This is a genomic window from Nocardia sp. NPDC003269 (assembly GCF_042888005.1).
Taxonomy (GTDB): domain Bacteria; phylum Actinomycetota; class Actinomycetes; order Mycobacteriales; family Mycobacteriaceae; genus Nocardia.
On record NZ_JBIAPA010000003.1, the window covers coordinates 1,693,834 to 1,708,008 of the forward strand.

The window sequence follows — 14,175 nt, forward strand, 5'->3', positions numbered from 1 at the left end:
CCCACCGACGGTCGGAAATGATCCCAGGCGCACTTACAGACGTTGGAGGAGTTCACGTGTTGCATTCACGTTTCGAGTCGATCGGCGCATATCTTCCGTCGAATATCGTCTCCACCGCCGAATTGATTTCCCGTTTGAAAGTACCGCCCTCGTTCGATCTGGAGCGGATCACCGGGATCAAGGAACGGCGCGTGCGCGACACCGCGCCCGACGCCATGCAGGACTCGTTCGCGCTGGCCGTGCACGCCGCGCAGGACTGCTTGACCAGGTCGCGCTATGCCGCGAGCGAACTGGACGTGATCATCTCCTGTTCGATCACCCGCAGCAATCAGGGCACCCGCATGTACATGGAGCCCTCGTTCGCCTCGACGATCGCCCAGGCGCTCGGCGCCGACGCGGCGATCACCTTCGACGTGTCCAACGCCTGCGCCGGAATGCTCACCGGCACCTACATTCTCGACCGGATGATCCGGGCGGGTGTGGTGCGCAACGGCATGGTCGTCAGCGGTGAGTCGATCACCCCGATCGCCGACACCGCCGTGAACGAGATCTCCGAGAAGTACGACCTGCAGTTCGCCTCGCTGTCGGTGGGCGACTCGGGGTGCGCGGTCGTGCTCGATCAGGCCGTCGACGAGGCGGACATGATCCACTACGTCGAATTGTTCACCGCCGCCGAGCATTCGCACCTGTGCCTGGGCATGCCCAGCGACAAATCGGCAGGTGTCGCGCTCTACACCGACAACCGCAAGATGCACAACGAGGCCAGGTTCATGCTGTGGCCGGACGCGCAGGGCACCTTCCTCGAACAGCGGGGCCGCACCTTCGCCGACGAGCAGTTCGACTACATCATTCATCACCAGTTCGGCGCGGCGGCCGTGCCGTACATCAACGGCGTCGCCGCCCGCGAGTTCGGCACCCCGATGCCGCCGGACCTGAACGTGATCGAGAAGTACGGAAACACCTCGACCACCTCGCATTTCATCGTGCTGCACGACCAGCTGTCGGAGCAGCGCATCGAGACCGGGTCCAAGCTCCTCATGGTTCCGGCCGCCTCCGGCGTCGTCGCCGGCTTCCTGTCCACCACCATCTCTTCGCTGAAGGTCTGAGGTTCGTCATGGGCGTGCGTATCCGAGCCACCGGCGCCAGCAGGGCCGCCGACACCCACAGCATCGTCGAGCACAGCGGCCGCGCCGCGCGGCAATGCCTGCAGCGAGCCGATATCCGGCCCGAGCAGGTGGGCGTGCTGATCAACACCGGGATCTTCCGTGACTCGAACACGGTCGAACCGGCGGTCTCCGCGCTGATCCAGAAGGCGGCGGGCATCGGCCTCGACTACACCAGGGACGATCCGCGGACGTTCTCCTTCGACCTGATGAACGGCGCCGTCGGGGTGCTCGACGCCGTCCGGGTCGCCGGGTCGGTGCTCGCCACCGGCAGCACCGAGCACGTGCTCGTCGTCGCGGGCGACACCCATCCCTCGCTCACCCGCGGCACGGCCGACGCCGAATTCCCCTATGCGACCGCCGGTGCCGCGCTGCTGCTCGAGCGGGTCGACGGCCCGGAGGGGTTCGGGCCGGTGCACTCCGCGCGGTCGACGGGCAGTCCCGCCGAGGTCGCCTATGTCGACACCGCGACCATGGGCGCGATCGGCCGCAGCCTGATGACCATCGAGCGCGACGCCGATTTCGAGGACCGGATCCTGGCCGTCGCCTGCGACGCGGCGCGCGCCGCCCTCGCCGCCGCCGAGATCGACCCGGCCGACCTGGTCTTGATCGCCTCGACGCCGACCCCGCACTTCCCGAAGCGGCTCGCCGACGCCCTCGGCATCGACCAGGACGCGGTGCGCACGCCCGACCTCACCGACGGCGACCCGCACACCGCCGCGCTGCCGCTGGCCTACGACCGCGCGGTCGCCGAGCGCTCGCTGACCGGCCGCACCCACGTGCTGTTCGTCGCGGCGGGCGCGGGTCCGTCGGCGGCCGCCACCCTGTACCGACTACCCGCGGAGACCACCGCGTGACGACGGCGACCTACTGGCGGACCATCGACGACTTCCGGCGTTTCGCGCAGGCCGAACCCGATCGGGCCGCGGTGATCTACCCCGACGGGCAGACCGCCGCCGGTCTGCCCGACTACCGGCGGATCACCTACCAGGAGCTGGATCTGTGGTCGGACGCGATCGCCGAGCAGCTCCTCGGTTCGGGGGTGGGCAGCGGGACCAGGACCATCGTGCTGGTGCTGCCGAGCGCGGAGCTGTACGCGATCCTGTTCGCGCTGTTGAAGATCGGCGCGGTGCCGGTGGTGATCGACCCGGGCATGGGTGTGCGCCGGATGGTGCACTGCCTGCGCGCGGTCGAGGCGGAGGCGTTCATCGGGATTCCCCCGGCGCACGCGCTGCGAGTGCTGTTCCCGCGCAGCTTCCGTCGCGTGCGCACCACGCTGACGGTGGGACGCCGCTGGTTCTGGGGCGGACCCACGCTGCGGGCCTGGGGCCGGACACCGTCGGGCCCGCTGCCCGAGCGGGTGGCCGCCGCACCCGAGGACGTGCTGATCATCGGATTCACCACCGGCAGTACGGGTCCGGCCAAGGCGGTGGAGCTGACCCACGGCAATCTGGCCGCGATGGTGGAGCAGGTGCACGCCGCGCGCGGCGGGACCCCGCCGGGGACCTCGCTGATCACCCTGCCGCTGGTGGGCGTGCTCGATCTGCTGCTCGGCGCGCGCTGCGTGCTGCCGCCGCTGATTCCGAGCAAGGTCGGGTCGACCGATCCGGCACACGTGGTGGACGCGATCGACCGCTTCGACGTGCGCACCATGTTCGCCTCCCCCGCCCTGCTCATCCCGCTGCTCGAGCACCTGCGCGCGCACCCGGCCGAGCTGAGCACGCTGTCGAGCGTGTTCTCCGGCGGTGCGCCGGTGCCGGATTGGTGCGTCGCGGGGCTGCGCGAAGTCCTGAGTCCCGACGCCGAGATCTACGCGGGCTACGGCTCGACCGAGGCGCTGCCGATGTCGACCATCGAGTCCAGGGAACTGCTCGACGGACTGGTCGAGCGCGCCCACCAGGGGGACGGCACCTGCATCGGCCGCGCCGCCGATCGGGTCGAGGTGCGCTTGCTCGCGATCACCGACGATCCGGTGACCGACTGGAATGAGGCGGTTCACCCGGCCGGGCCGCGCGCGGTGGGCGAGATCGTCGTCACCGGCCCGAATGTCAGCACCCGCTACTACTGGCCCGCGGCGGCCAACGCGGCGGGCAAGATCGCCGACGGCGACCGCACCTGGCATCGCACCGGCGACCTGGGCTGGATCGACGAGCAGGACCGGATCTGGTTCTGCGGGCGCAAGAGTCAGCGGGTCGAGACCGCGCGCGGGCCGATGTTCACCGTGCAGGTCGAGCAGGTCTTCAATGTGGTGCCCGGGGTCGCGCGGACCGCGCTCGTCGGCCTCGGCGCGCGCGGTATCCAGCGGCCGGTGCTGTGCGTCGAGCTCGAACCCGGTGCCGATCCGGCGGCCGCCCTGACCCGATTGCGCACCCGCGCCGTGGAATTCGAGATCACGGCGCCCGTCACGGAGTTCCTCGTCCATCCCGGGTTCCCGGTCGACATCCGGCACAACGCCAAGATCGGTCGTGAGGAACTCGCCCGGTGGGCGGCGAAGAAACAGGAGTCACAGCGATGAAGGTCCTGGTCACCGGCGCGTCCGGGTTCCTCGGTGGCGCGCTCGTGCGCGCGCTGGTCGCCGAGGGCGCCCACGACGTGTCGATCCTGGTGCGGCCCACCAGCGTGCTCGACGATCTCGGCCCGGCCCGCGAGCGGGTCACGGTCGTGTACGGCGACCTCGCCGACCCGGCCTCGCTGGCCCGCGCGACCGCGGGCATCGACGTCGTGGTGCACAGCGCGGCCCGGGTCGACGAACGCGGCACCAGGGCCCGCTTCTGGGCGGAGAACGTGACCGCCACCGAGACGTTGCTCGACGCGGCCCGGCGCGGTGGCGCGGCCCGGTTCGTCTTCGTGTCCAGTCCGAGCGCGCTGATGGACCGCGACGGCGGCGACCAGCTCGACGTCGACGAATCGCTGCCCTACCCGCACCGCTACCTGAACTTCTACTCCGAGACCAAGGCCGCCGCCGAACGGTCCGTGCTCGCCGCGAACACCGACAGCTTCACCACTGTCGCGCTGCGGCCGCGGGCGATCTGGGGCGCGGGTGACCGTTCGGGACCGATCGTGCGGCTGCTCGGCCGGACCGCGACCGGGTCGCTGCCGGATCTGTCCTACGGCCGCACGGTCGAGGCGTCGCTGTGCCACGTGGACAACATCGTGCGCGCGTGCGTGCTCGCGCTCACGGCGGAATCCGTCGGCGGCCGGGCGTATTTCGTGGCCGATGCCGAGAAGACCGATGTGTGGGCGTTTCTCGGCGCGGTCGCGTCCCGGCTCGGTTACGCGCCGCCCTCGCGCAGGCCGAACCGCCGCGTGCTCACCGCCGTCGTGGCGGCCGTCGAGGCCGTGTGGCGCATCCCGGCCGTGGCCACCCGCTGGTCGCCGCCGCTGTCGCGGTACGCCGTCGCGCTGATGACCCGCAGCGCCACCTACGACACCGGCGCCGCCCGCCGCGATCTCGGCTATACGCCGGTCATCGATCGCGACACCGGGCTGGCCGGATTCCTCACCTGGCTCGATGCCGAGGGTGGCATCGAAACGCTCACCAGGGACCTGCGGTAGTCACCGCACGACCGACGCACCGGAGGCAATCATGAACGGCAGCAGCACCTTCCGTCGCCCGATCTCGACGACCGAGCGCATGTACTTCCCCATGCGCGACCTCGCGCCGCCGTTCCTCATGCAGCTGGTCGTCCCCGGCGACGGCGACCTCGACCCCGACCGGCTGCGCCGCGCGGTGGCGCTGGCCGCGACGGTGACCCCGGGCGCACGACTGGTGCGTCGCGGCACCGACTGGGTCGACGCCGGCACCGCGCCCGCGGTCCGGGTGGTGCCGGGCCATGTGCTCCCCGCGACCGCCCTCGAGTCCGACCCGGTGCTCACCAGCCCGATCGGCCCGACGCCGGAGACCACGGTCGAGGTGCTGCTGCTGACCGGCGCGCCGGTGACACTGGTCTTCCGGGTCTTCCACGGCGTGATGGACGGCATGGGCATGGTGCTGTGGGTGACCAACGTCCTGCGCGCGCTGCGCGGGGAGGACCCGATCCCCCAGCTCGACCCGGTAGCCGACCAGGAACTCGTGGACCGGGTCGGCGCGCCGGGCAAGCCGGCGGCGATGGTGCCGCGCTACCGCAGCGCGACCGCCCGCGGCAGGCAGCGACGCGGTGTGGCGCGGCATCTGCTGCGGCACCGGCGGATCGACGCCGCGGCCCCCGGCGCGCTGGCCCGGGTCTGCGCGCTGCTGGCCGCCGAGACTCCGGGGACCTCGCGCATCATGATGCCGGTCGACCTGCGCAGGCACGATCCGGCGCTGCGCTCGACCGCCAATCTGGCCCTGCCGCTGTTCCTCGATATCGAGTCCGGCAGCGACTGGACGTCGATCAAGGAGCAGATCACGACCGGCCTGCGCGAACGGCGCGAACTGAACCAGCTCGCGAACACCCGGATCACCCTGGTGCCCGACCCGATCAATCGTGGTGTCCTGCACACGACGAACTGGCTCGGTGCCCGCTTCGGCCGGAACCTGGCCTCGGCCACCGTGTCCCACATGGGCCGCTTCACCGCCGACGAGCTGGCCGTGCCCGGCTTCCGGCCGACGGGGCTGTATGTGCTGCCCCAGCACAGTGTCGCGATGCCACTGCTGTTCGGGCTCACCGAATTCGACGGCCGGACCGATCTGACGGTGTCGGCGCGCAACGGCGACGGGGTGGAGGCCCGGCTCGAGGCACTGCTCGACCGGATCGTGGGGATGCTCGAATCCGCACCGGCCCGGCTGGACCGCACGCTGTGACGGTGCTGGCCCGCCTGGTCACCGCCCGGCCGCGCGCGGTACTGGCCGTCGTCGTGGTATTCATCGGGCTGTGCGCGGCCTTCGGCGCCGATGTCACCCAGCGGCTCAGCGCCGGGGGTTTCGCCGATCAGGGCAGCGAGTCGGCGCTGGTGGACCGGGTGGTCACGGCGCGGTTCGGTCCGCAGAGTCCCAATGTGATCGCGCTCTACACCGCGCCGGACGGCCGGACCGTCGACGAGATCGGGCCGCAGGTCACCGCGGCACTGGACCGGATCGACCCGGCCCTGCTGGCGCGGCCGACGCAGAGCTATTGGCAGGCTGCCGCGCCGATGCGGAACTTCCTGGTCTCGCCGGATCGGCGCCACGCCGTGGCGGTGGTGTTCGCCGCGGGCGACGACACCGCGCGCATCGCCGCCTTTCCCGCCATCGCCGACGCGCTCCGGGTACCCGGCGTCGACACCCGGCTCTCCGGCTACAGCGCACTGAACTCCGAGATCGTCGCGCGCTCGCAGCGCGATCTCGTGGTGGCGGAGTCGATCTCCCTGCCGCTGACCTTGCTGATCCTGGTGCTGGTGTTCGGCGGGCTGCTCGCCGGTGCCCTGCCGGTGCTGGTGGGCGCGCTCGCGGTCGCCGGGTCCCTGGGGGTGATCCGGCTGCTCACCGAGACCACGGAGGTGACCACCTTCGCGGTGAACATCGCCTCGCTGCTCGGCCTCGGCATGGCCATCGACTACGGGCTGTTCCTGGTCAACCGATTCCGCGAGGAGTACGCCGAGAGCCGCGACGTGCCCGCGGCCATCGCCCGCACCTACGCGACCGCCGGGCGCACCGTCGCGCTGTCGGCGCTGCTGCTGATGTGCGCGTTCGCCGGGACCTTCGTGTTCCCGCAGGCGGTGTTGCGGTCGCTGGGCATCGGGTCCATCGCGGCGGTGGCCATGGCCGCCGGCCTGTCGCTGACGGTGCTGCCCGCCCTGCTGGCGCTGTTCGGCACCCGGATCGGACGGGCCAGGCCGACGACCCGCACCGAGCACTTCTGGACCAGGGTGGTCGACGCCGTGCTGCGGCGCCCCGGCGTGGTCACCGTCGTCGTCGGCGCGATCCTGCTCGCCCTGGCCGCACCGCTGACCGGCATCCGGCTCGGCGACATCGACCACCGCGCCCTGCCGCCCGACAGCGAGATGCGCCGCACGGTCGACGAGCTCACCGCGACCTTCCCGGCCGCGGCGAGCGGCGCGACCGTGTTGCTCCGCGGTATCGACGGCCCACCGCAGTCGGCCGCGGTCGCCACCGTGCTCGACGAGGTCGACGCGGTCCCCGGCGTCGGCGATGTCGTGCAGGTCGGGCGCGCCGACGATGTCGTCGTCCTGCACGCCTTCCTCACCGCCGCCGACCGCAGCGTGGACGCGACCGCCGCCGTCCACGCCCTGCGGGCGCTGGAACCACCGGCGGGCACGACGCTGGCGGTGGGTGGTGATACCGCGGCGACCGTCGACACCGTGGCGTCGACGGTCGGGCGGATGCCGCTGATGATCGCGGTGATGGTGCTGGCCACGATGGTGCTGCTGACGGTCGCGTTCCGCTCGATCATGTTGCCGCTCAAGGCCGTCGCGATGGCGTTCCTCAGCCTGGCGGCCACCTTCGGCGTGCTGACGATGATCTTCTACCACGGCCACCTCGCCGGCCCGCTCGGCATCACGGCCGGGCCGATCCCGGCGGGCATGCTGGTGCTGATCATCGCGGTCGTCTTCGGCCTGTCCACCGACTACGAGGTGTTCCTGCTCTCCCGCATGGCCGAGGCCCACCGCGCGGGCGCCGACACCGCGACCGCCGTGCGCGTCGGCACGGTGAAGACCGCCCGCGTCATCACCGCGGCCGCCGTCCTGCTCGTGCTGGTCACCGGCGCCTTCGCGCTCTCGCCGCTGACGCCGATGCGCTTCCTCGGCCTCGGCATGATCATCGCCCTGGTCCTGGACGCCACGCTGGTCCGCATGCTCCTCGTCCCCGCCCTCGTGCAGCTGATGGGCCCCGCCAATTGGTGGCTGCCGTGGCGAGCCGCCCGGTCGCCGGGGTGCACGAACACGCGCCGGAGCGCACCATGGAGACAGCCCGACTCTTTACCGCAGGACAGCTCTGATGATCGTGACGACCCGCGAGAGGTGGCAGTCGGCCGATGACCGGCTGCGGATCGGCGCGGAGGTCCTCCACGCCGCCGACGACGCGGCCGCGCTGCGCGCCGCCGACACCCTGCCAACGACCGCCCAGGTGCTGGTGCTGACCGTGCCCGGGCCCGGTTCGGCCGCCGAGAGCGTGCCGGTCGCCGCCGTCGAGGACGTGCGCTGGGTGCGGCGTGGACCGGACGGACGGCACTCCGAGGTGCTGCGTCGGCCGTCGACGGCGGCGGCACTGGATCTGCGACCGCATCCGGAGGGCGGCTGGTATCGGGAGACCTGGCGCAGCGCGCACACGTTCGCACCCGCCGGCTATCCGGGTGCCCGGGCGGCCGCGACCGGGATCCTGTTCCTGCTGCCGCCCGGCGAACACTCGATCTGGCACGCGGTGCGTTCCGACGAGGTGTGGCTGTGGCACCGGGGCGGGCCGCTCGAGCTCAGCCTGGGTGGTGACGGCGACGCGCCGGGCACCGCGACGGTGGTGACCCTGGGTCCGCTGGTCGACGCCGGTCAGCAGGTGCAGTACGTGGTCCCGGGCGGTCACTGGCAGGCCGCGCGGCCCGCCGGCGACGAGGAGGTCCTGGTGAGCTGTGTTGTCGCGCCGGGGTTCGACTTCGCGGACTTCCGCAGCTGAGGACCTAGCCCGTCAGCAGGGGCGGGAGGTGTTCGAGGCTGGCGATGACGTGGATGCCGTCGCGGATCTCGGTGTGGGAGTGGGTGTTCGCGCGGTCGAGCCAGCACGATCGCAGGCCCGCGTCGTGCGCGCCGACGGCGTCGACCGCGTACTTGTCGCCGACGTAGGCGACCTCGTCCGGTGCGAGCCCGAGCACGGCGCAGCCGGCCAGGAAGATGCTGGGCTCCGGCTTCGGCGCGCCGTGCTCCTCGCTGCAGACCACCCGGTCCCCGAAGTAGTCGAGCAGTCCCACGGCCGCGAGCTTGCGCTGTTGCTGGGGCACCGCGGCGTTCGAGACGATGCCGAGCCGGTAGCCGGGCGCCAGCTGCCGCAGGACCGGCTCGGCGTCCGGGAACGCCGACCAGGCGGCCCGGCGATGGGCGGCGAACCCGGTGAACCAGGCCAACGCGTCGGGATCGGTCACCGCCGTGGGCGCGACGCCGCGCAGCCGCGACAGGAACGTGCGGGCGCGGGCCCGCTGCTGCTCGGGGAAGGAGAGTTCCCCGACGACGAACCGGGTGTATTCGAGCTCGGTGATCTCGCGCCAGAGCGCCACCGCCGCCGCGGGGTCGGCGAACCGATCGAGCGAGCCGTCCTGGCGCAGGTGCGCGAGCAGCCCGGCCGCCTCCGAGGACGAGTAGTCGAACAGCGTGTCGTCGACGTCGAAGAGCACACCGCGGATCGGCATGGGCACCCCTTTCCGTTCCGACGCTCCCCCGGCGTCACCTGGCCCCGAGCATCGCATACGTCGTCACGGCGCCGCGGCCCCGCCTGCGGCCGCGGCGCCGTCCGCTAGCTGAAGACGTAGTCGGTGAGGGCGAAATGGCCGCTGCGCCAGGCGGCTTCGAGGGTGGAGGCGGGCCGGAGCGGGACATCGCCGTGCTTGTCGAAGTAGTAGCTGTTGGCGGTGGCGCAGCTGTCCTGCCAGAACACCTGACCGCCGCGGCGGGCGAGCATCTCCCGGAAGTAGCGGTCGTTGGCCTCCTCGGTGACCTCGATGCGCTCGGCGTCGGTGCTGCGGGCGTGGTGCAGGCAGCGCAGGATGTGGCGGGTCTGATTCTCGATCAGGGTGAAGTAGGACGCGCCGTTGTAGCCGTAGGGGCCGATGATGGAGAAGAAATTGGGGAAGCCGGGCACGCTGACCCCCTCGTAGGCCTGCAGGCGGTTCTCGTCCCACCAGGTCTCCAGATCGCGGCCGCCGACGCCGTGCAGGTCGTAGGTCGGCATGTTGCCCGACTCCATCACCTTGAAGCCGGTCGCCAGGATCAGCACGTCGGCGGGGTGTTCGACGCCCGCCTCGGTGCGCACCCCGGTGGACGTGATCGCGCTGATCGCCGCGGTCTCCAGGGTCACGTTCGACCGGTTGAAGGTCGACAGATAGTCGTTGGAGAAGCTGGGCCGCTTGCAACCGAGCGCGTATTTCGGGGTCAGCGCCGCCCGGATCGCCGGGTCCTTCACCTGGCGGCGCAGATGGGCCAGGCCGGCGCGTTCGCCGATCGCGGCGGTCGGCAGCGAGCGGTGGTAGTGGGCGGCGAGGGGGAAGGTGAACTCGACGTAGGTCTGGCTCACCAGCCGCGTCAGGGTGCGTCCGCCCGGCACCTTCAGCGCCAGGCGGGCGGGGAGCGGCAAGGGCATGTCGGGTCGCGGCAGGCACCAGATCGGCGTGCGCTGGAACACCGTCAGCCGCTCGACCTCCGGGGCGATCTCGGGAACGACCTGCACGGCCGAGGCCCCGGTGCCGATGATCGCGACCCGCTTGCCGCGCAGATCCTGGCGGTGGTCCCAGCGCGAGGTGTGCATCGTGACCCCGGCGAAGTCCTCGACACCGGGGATATCGGGCAGTTTGGGCCGGGTGAGCACACCGGTCGCGCTGATCACGAACCGCGCCGTCAGCTCGGTGCCGTCGGCGGTGCGCAGCACCCAGCGCCGGTCCCGCTCGTCGAAGTCGGCCCCGGTCACCGTGGTGCCGAAGCGGATGTGGGGCCGCAGCTCGTACTTGTCCACGCAGGATTCGGCGTAGGCCTTGAGTTCGCGGCCCGGCGCGTAGACCCGTGACCAGTCGGTGCGCTGCTCGAACGAGAACTGGTAGCTGAACGACGGGATATCCACGGCGACACCGGGATAGGTGTTCCAGTGCCAGGTTCCCCCGACGCCGTCGGCTTCGTCGACGATCAGGAAGTCGTCGAATCCGGCATTGCGCAACGCGATCGCGGCGCCGATGCCGGAGAATCCGGCCCCGACGATGACGATCTCGTGGTCGATCCCGGTGGTGGTCATGCGATCTCCTTCGTCGTGCCGGCGAATTCGGGCGAGTAGTGGGTGCGGCCGCGCCGGGCGAGGACGCGGACCACGTGCCCGGCGTCCTCGGCGTAGACGATGGTGTCGACCCGGTGCTCGATTCCGTCGACCGTGCGCACGCCCAGCGGGACCAGCCGCGCGATCGGCCAGGTCACCAGGGCGCAATGGGGTCGGCGTAGCGTGCGGTAGTAGCTGTTGTGCACGGCGACGCCGGCGTCCTCGTCCGGGGTGAGCCGGTGCCGCAGCCACGAATCATGCACCTGGACACGCAGATTGATCCGCGCGGCCAGGCGGACCACCGGTTCGGGCAGCCCGCGCAGGACCGCGGCGCCGGGCAGTGGCGCGCGCGGCAGGATCCACACCGCGTCGGTCTGGAACACCGTCACCCGCGCGGCCTCCGCGGCGATGCCGGGCAGCAGGCGCGCGGCCGCGGCCCCGCCACCGACGATCGCCACCCGGCTGCCGGTGAATTCGTGGCGCGGGAGGAAGGTGGTGCGGTGCAGCTGACGGCCGGTGAAGGTCTCGGCGAAACGGAGCGTGGTCATTTCGCCACCGGTTCGTAGGTGAGCTCGTCGGACCAGGACGGCCTGCGGCCCAGCATCCGCACCGGGAACCGGTCGATGCAGGCGTTGGACACGTCGGCCAGCAGCTGGAACGGCTGACGACGGTGAATCGTGGCCTTACCGTGCGTCTTCACCACGTGATACAGCGGCACCCGCCGGATCGCGGGGCTGCGCTCGCCGACGTTCTCGTAGCGGCGCACCGCCTGCCACAGCTTCTCCTCGTCGAGCCCGAGGGCGATGATGTTGGTCGACATCCGCGACAGCAGCGGCGCGTACAGCAGCGCGCCGAGCACGAACGACGGGCGCACGGCGAAACCGGCCGTCTCGATGGCGATCCGGCGGATCGGACCGGCCCCGAGCTGTTCGAGCACCTGGAAACCGACGGCCAGGTGCCGGGATTCGTCGTTGTTGATATGGCGGAACACCTCGTGGCACACCGGGTCGTCGACCTCGTCGAGCAGGAACTTCACCAGCGCGCCGTCCAATGCCGTCTCCAGCGAGGGGATGACGGTGCCGAGGACCGGCAGGCTCAACTGGTCGGCGTAGCGGTCGAGCCAGCTGATCACCAGGCGAATGTTCTTGTTGGGCACCGGCATCGCGTCGCCGTCGAGCATCCCCCACCGGCGCATCAGCGCGAGTTCGGCATTGGCGTGCTTCTGTTCCTCGGCGTGGAAGTACCGGTAGATCTCGCGCAGCGGGCCCGGCGGTGCCTGGTGCACCAGCGCAGCGAACCCGCGCGCGCCGACGTGTTCGATCCACACCAGATCGGCCATGAAGGTGGCCAGCCGGGGGCGTTGCTCGTCGGTGATGGTGTCGGCACCCGGTGCGTCCCAGTCGATGTCGGCCAGGGCCCACTGCTTGGCGCGCACGGTGGCGAGCATGTCGGGATAGGCGAACGTCATTGTTCGATCTCCTTCGGTGATGGATCAGCGCACGACCCGCTCCAGCAGGCCGGCCGAACGGGTGTAGGTCGCGGGCATCCAGCGTTTGGCCTGCCAGAGCACCTTGGCCTCGAGTTGCGGCACCACGTACAGCTCGCCGTGGTCGACGGCGTCGAGGGTGGCGCGGGCGATGGTCGACGGCGCGCGGCCGGTCCAGCGCAGGAGCAGTCCGCCGAGCCGCTCGGCGGTCTCGTCCATCGGCGAATCCGCCTGCATGATATTGGTTTTCACGCCCGTCGGGCACAGCACGGTGACGCCGACGCCGGTGCCTGCCAGCTCCGCCGACAAGGTCTCCGAGAGCGCGAGCACGCCCGCCTTGCTGACGTTGTAGGCCGCCATCCGCGGCGCGGCGCCGAACGCGGCCGCCGAGGCGACGTTGACGATCGCCCCGCGTCCCGCCGCCCGCAGGATCGGCGCGAAGACGTGGCAGCCGTGGATCACGCCCCACAGGTTGACGCCGAGCGTGCGCTGCCAGTCGTCGAGGGCGAATTCCCCGATCACCGGGCCGCCCGCGCCGATGCCCGCGTTGTTGACCACGACGGTGGGCGCGCCGCCGAACCAGTCCTGGGCGGTGGCGGCGAGCCGGGTGACCTCGGTGATCGCGGTGACGTCGCAGGCGGTGCCGATCGCCTTCCCACCCGCGCCTTCGACGAGTCCGGCGGTCTCGGCCGCGCTGTCGGGGTCGAGGTCGGAGCAGACCACACGGCCGCCGCGCCTGCCCAGTTCCACGGCGAAGGCCCGCCCGATGCCGCTGCCCGCGCCGGTCACCACGGCGTCGGCGCTCGTGGTCCGGCGGCGTCCGCCGAAGGGAAACAGTCGCATGGCAACTCCCGGGTCGACCCGGTACGACTCGAATTGGTGGCATCTGCCACCATTGGCCGCACCTGACACCAATTAGGCTCGCGACGGAGTACTTTGTCAACCATGGATGTGCGCGCACCGGCACGAACCTGGGGCGGGCTGACCGCCGACCAGCGCAGGGCGCAGCGACGCGCCGGCCTGGTCGACGCCGCCCTGACGATCTGGCTGGATAACGGCTGGGCCGCGGTGACGATGCGCGGTGTCTGCCAGCGGACCTCCCTCAACGACCGCTACTTCTACGAGCATTTCGCCGACCGCGACGAACTGCTGGCGGCGGTCTGGGACGAGGTGTGCGCCGAGGTCTTCGCCGATCTGGCCTGCGTACTCGCCGAGACCGAGAATCGCACGCCGCTCGAGGTCATGCGCGCGGCGATCACCCGCGCGGTCGAGTTGCAGGCCGATCCGCGCGGGCGCGCCCGCATCCTGCTCGCCGATCACGCGGGCAGCGCCGTACTCGAGCAGCGCCGCAAGACCATGCTCACCGACGCCACCGACCTGCTGATCGCCGCCGCCTGGCCCTACCTGCGCCCCGGCGTCGACGAGACCGACATCCGGATGAGCACCCTGACCGGCATCGGCGGCTTCATCGAACTGCTCTCGGCCTGGCGCACCGGCGTCCTCGACGTCGACGCCGACCGCATCATCGACCACACCAGCGCCATCGCCGCCCAGCTGGCCACGATGTTCCTCCCGCCGGAGATCATCGGCGACCACAGATAAGTATT

General features: G+C 71.2%; 13 protein-coding genes. 8 read left to right on the forward strand and 5 right to left on the reverse strand.

What is annotated here, in order from left to right:
- Window positions 1–56 precede the first annotated feature (56 nt).
- The 7 genes from ACFYWJ_RS27850 to ACFYWJ_RS27880 all read left to right on the forward strand — a co-directional run bounded on the left by ACFYWJ_RS27850 (window position 57) and on the right by ACFYWJ_RS27880 (window position 8,748).
- Window positions 57–1,106 carry a 3-oxoacyl-[acyl-carrier-protein] synthase III C-terminal domain-containing protein gene (locus tag ACFYWJ_RS27850; protein WP_355281107.1) on the forward strand — a complete coding sequence of 350 codons (1,050 nt, stop codon included), beginning with the start codon at window positions 57–59 and terminating at the stop codon, window positions 1,104–1,106.
- Window positions 1,107–1,114: 8 nt separating this feature from the next.
- Window positions 1,115–2,020, forward strand: coding sequence for a hypothetical protein (locus ACFYWJ_RS27855; RefSeq protein WP_355281105.1), 906 nt, complete (start codon window positions 1,115–1,117; stop codon window positions 2,018–2,020).
- Entirely contained in the window at window positions 2,017–3,678 is a 1,662-nt protein-coding gene (locus ACFYWJ_RS27860; protein ID WP_355281103.1) for a fatty acid CoA ligase family protein, read from the forward strand. Before ACFYWJ_RS27855 ends, ACFYWJ_RS27860 begins: the two co-directional genes overlap by 4 nt.
- Window positions 3,675–4,718 (forward strand): NAD-dependent epimerase/dehydratase family protein, encoded by a 1,044-nt coding sequence (locus tag ACFYWJ_RS27865; RefSeq protein WP_355281102.1) that lies wholly within the window; start codon window positions 3,675–3,677, stop codon window positions 4,716–4,718. Before ACFYWJ_RS27860 ends, ACFYWJ_RS27865 begins: the two co-directional genes overlap by 4 nt.
- Window positions 4,719–4,749: 31 nt before the next feature.
- A complete protein-coding gene (locus tag ACFYWJ_RS27870) occupies window positions 4,750–5,946 on the forward strand; it encodes a peptide synthetase (protein ID WP_355281101.1) in 1,197 nt (398 codons plus the stop codon).
- Window positions 5,943–8,120, forward strand: coding sequence for an MMPL family transporter (locus tag ACFYWJ_RS27875; RefSeq protein WP_387161506.1), 2,178 nt, complete (start codon window positions 5,943–5,945; stop codon window positions 8,118–8,120). The genes ACFYWJ_RS27870 and ACFYWJ_RS27875 overlap by 4 nt, the downstream gene beginning before the upstream one ends.
- 157 nt (window positions 8,121–8,277) lie before the next feature.
- A complete protein-coding gene (locus ACFYWJ_RS27880) occupies window positions 8,278–8,748 on the forward strand; it encodes a cupin domain-containing protein (RefSeq protein ID WP_387162217.1) in 471 nt (156 codons plus the stop codon).
- A gap of 4 nt (window positions 8,749–8,752) precedes the next feature.
- On the opposite strand, the gene ACFYWJ_RS27885 is transcribed toward ACFYWJ_RS27880, so the two are convergent.
- The 5 genes from ACFYWJ_RS27885 to ACFYWJ_RS27905 all read right to left on the reverse strand — a co-directional run bounded on the left by ACFYWJ_RS27885 (window position 8,753) and on the right by ACFYWJ_RS27905 (window position 13,411).
- Window positions 8,753–9,475: an HAD family hydrolase gene (locus ACFYWJ_RS27885; protein ID WP_355281097.1), complete on the reverse strand. Its 723-nt coding sequence runs from the start codon at window positions 9,473–9,475 to the stop codon at window positions 8,753–8,755.
- A gap of 104 nt (window positions 9,476–9,579) precedes the next feature.
- A complete protein-coding gene (locus ACFYWJ_RS27890) occupies window positions 9,580–11,064 on the reverse strand; it encodes an NAD(P)/FAD-dependent oxidoreductase (protein ID WP_355281096.1) in 1,485 nt (494 codons plus the stop codon).
- On the reverse strand, window positions 11,061–11,630 hold the full coding sequence (locus ACFYWJ_RS27895) for an NAD(P)/FAD-dependent oxidoreductase (RefSeq protein ID WP_355281094.1): 570 nt from the start codon (window positions 11,628–11,630) through the stop codon (window positions 11,061–11,063). Before ACFYWJ_RS27895 ends, ACFYWJ_RS27890 begins: the two co-directional genes overlap by 4 nt.
- The gene (locus ACFYWJ_RS27900) at window positions 11,627–12,550 is read right to left on the reverse strand and encodes a ferritin-like domain-containing protein (RefSeq protein WP_355281093.1); all 924 of its coding nucleotides are present in this window, start codon (window positions 12,548–12,550) and stop codon (window positions 11,627–11,629) included. The genes ACFYWJ_RS27895 and ACFYWJ_RS27900 overlap by 4 nt, the downstream gene beginning before the upstream one ends.
- 24 nt (window positions 12,551–12,574) lie before the next feature.
- On the reverse strand, window positions 12,575–13,411 hold the full coding sequence (locus ACFYWJ_RS27905) for an SDR family NAD(P)-dependent oxidoreductase (protein WP_355281091.1): 837 nt from the start codon (window positions 13,409–13,411) through the stop codon (window positions 12,575–12,577).
- 102 nt (window positions 13,412–13,513) lie between these two features.
- Between ACFYWJ_RS27905 and ACFYWJ_RS27910 the strand changes: the two genes are divergently transcribed.
- The gene (locus ACFYWJ_RS27910) at window positions 13,514–14,170 is read left to right on the forward strand and encodes a TetR/AcrR family transcriptional regulator (protein WP_355281089.1); all 657 of its coding nucleotides are present in this window, start codon (window positions 13,514–13,516) and stop codon (window positions 14,168–14,170) included.
- The last annotated feature ends 5 nt before the right edge of the window (window positions 14,171–14,175 follow it).

Bases quoted from the DNA above. Each gene is read 5' to 3' on its own strand.
- ACFYWJ_RS27855 (WP_355281105.1), top strand. From the start codon at position 1,115: ATGGGCGTGCGTATCCGAGCCACCGGCGCCAGCAGGGCCGCCGACACC.
- ACFYWJ_RS27865 (WP_355281102.1), top strand. From the start codon at position 3,675: ATGAAGGTCCTGGTCACCGGCGCGTCCGGGTTCCTCGGTGGCGCGCTC.
- ACFYWJ_RS27870 (WP_355281101.1), top strand. From the start codon at position 4,750: ATGAACGGCAGCAGCACCTTCCGTCGCCCGATCTCGACGACCGAGCGC.
- ACFYWJ_RS27885 (WP_355281097.1), bottom strand. From the start codon at position 9,475: ATGCCGATCCGCGGTGTGCTCTTCGACGTCGACGACACGCTGTTCGAC.
- ACFYWJ_RS27890 (WP_355281096.1), bottom strand. From the start codon at position 11,064: ATGACCACCACCGGGATCGACCACGAGATCGTCATCGTCGGGGCCGGA.
- ACFYWJ_RS27895 (WP_355281094.1), bottom strand. From the start codon at position 11,630: ATGACCACGCTCCGTTTCGCCGAGACCTTCACCGGCCGTCAGCTGCAC.
- ACFYWJ_RS27900 (WP_355281093.1), bottom strand. From the start codon at position 12,550: ATGACGTTCGCCTATCCCGACATGCTCGCCACCGTGCGCGCCAAGCAG.
- ACFYWJ_RS27905 (WP_355281091.1), bottom strand. From the start codon at position 13,411: ATGCGACTGTTTCCCTTCGGCGGACGCCGCCGGACCACGAGCGCCGAC.
- ACFYWJ_RS27910 (WP_355281089.1), top strand. From the start codon at position 13,514: ATGGATGTGCGCGCACCGGCACGAACCTGGGGCGGGCTGACCGCCGAC.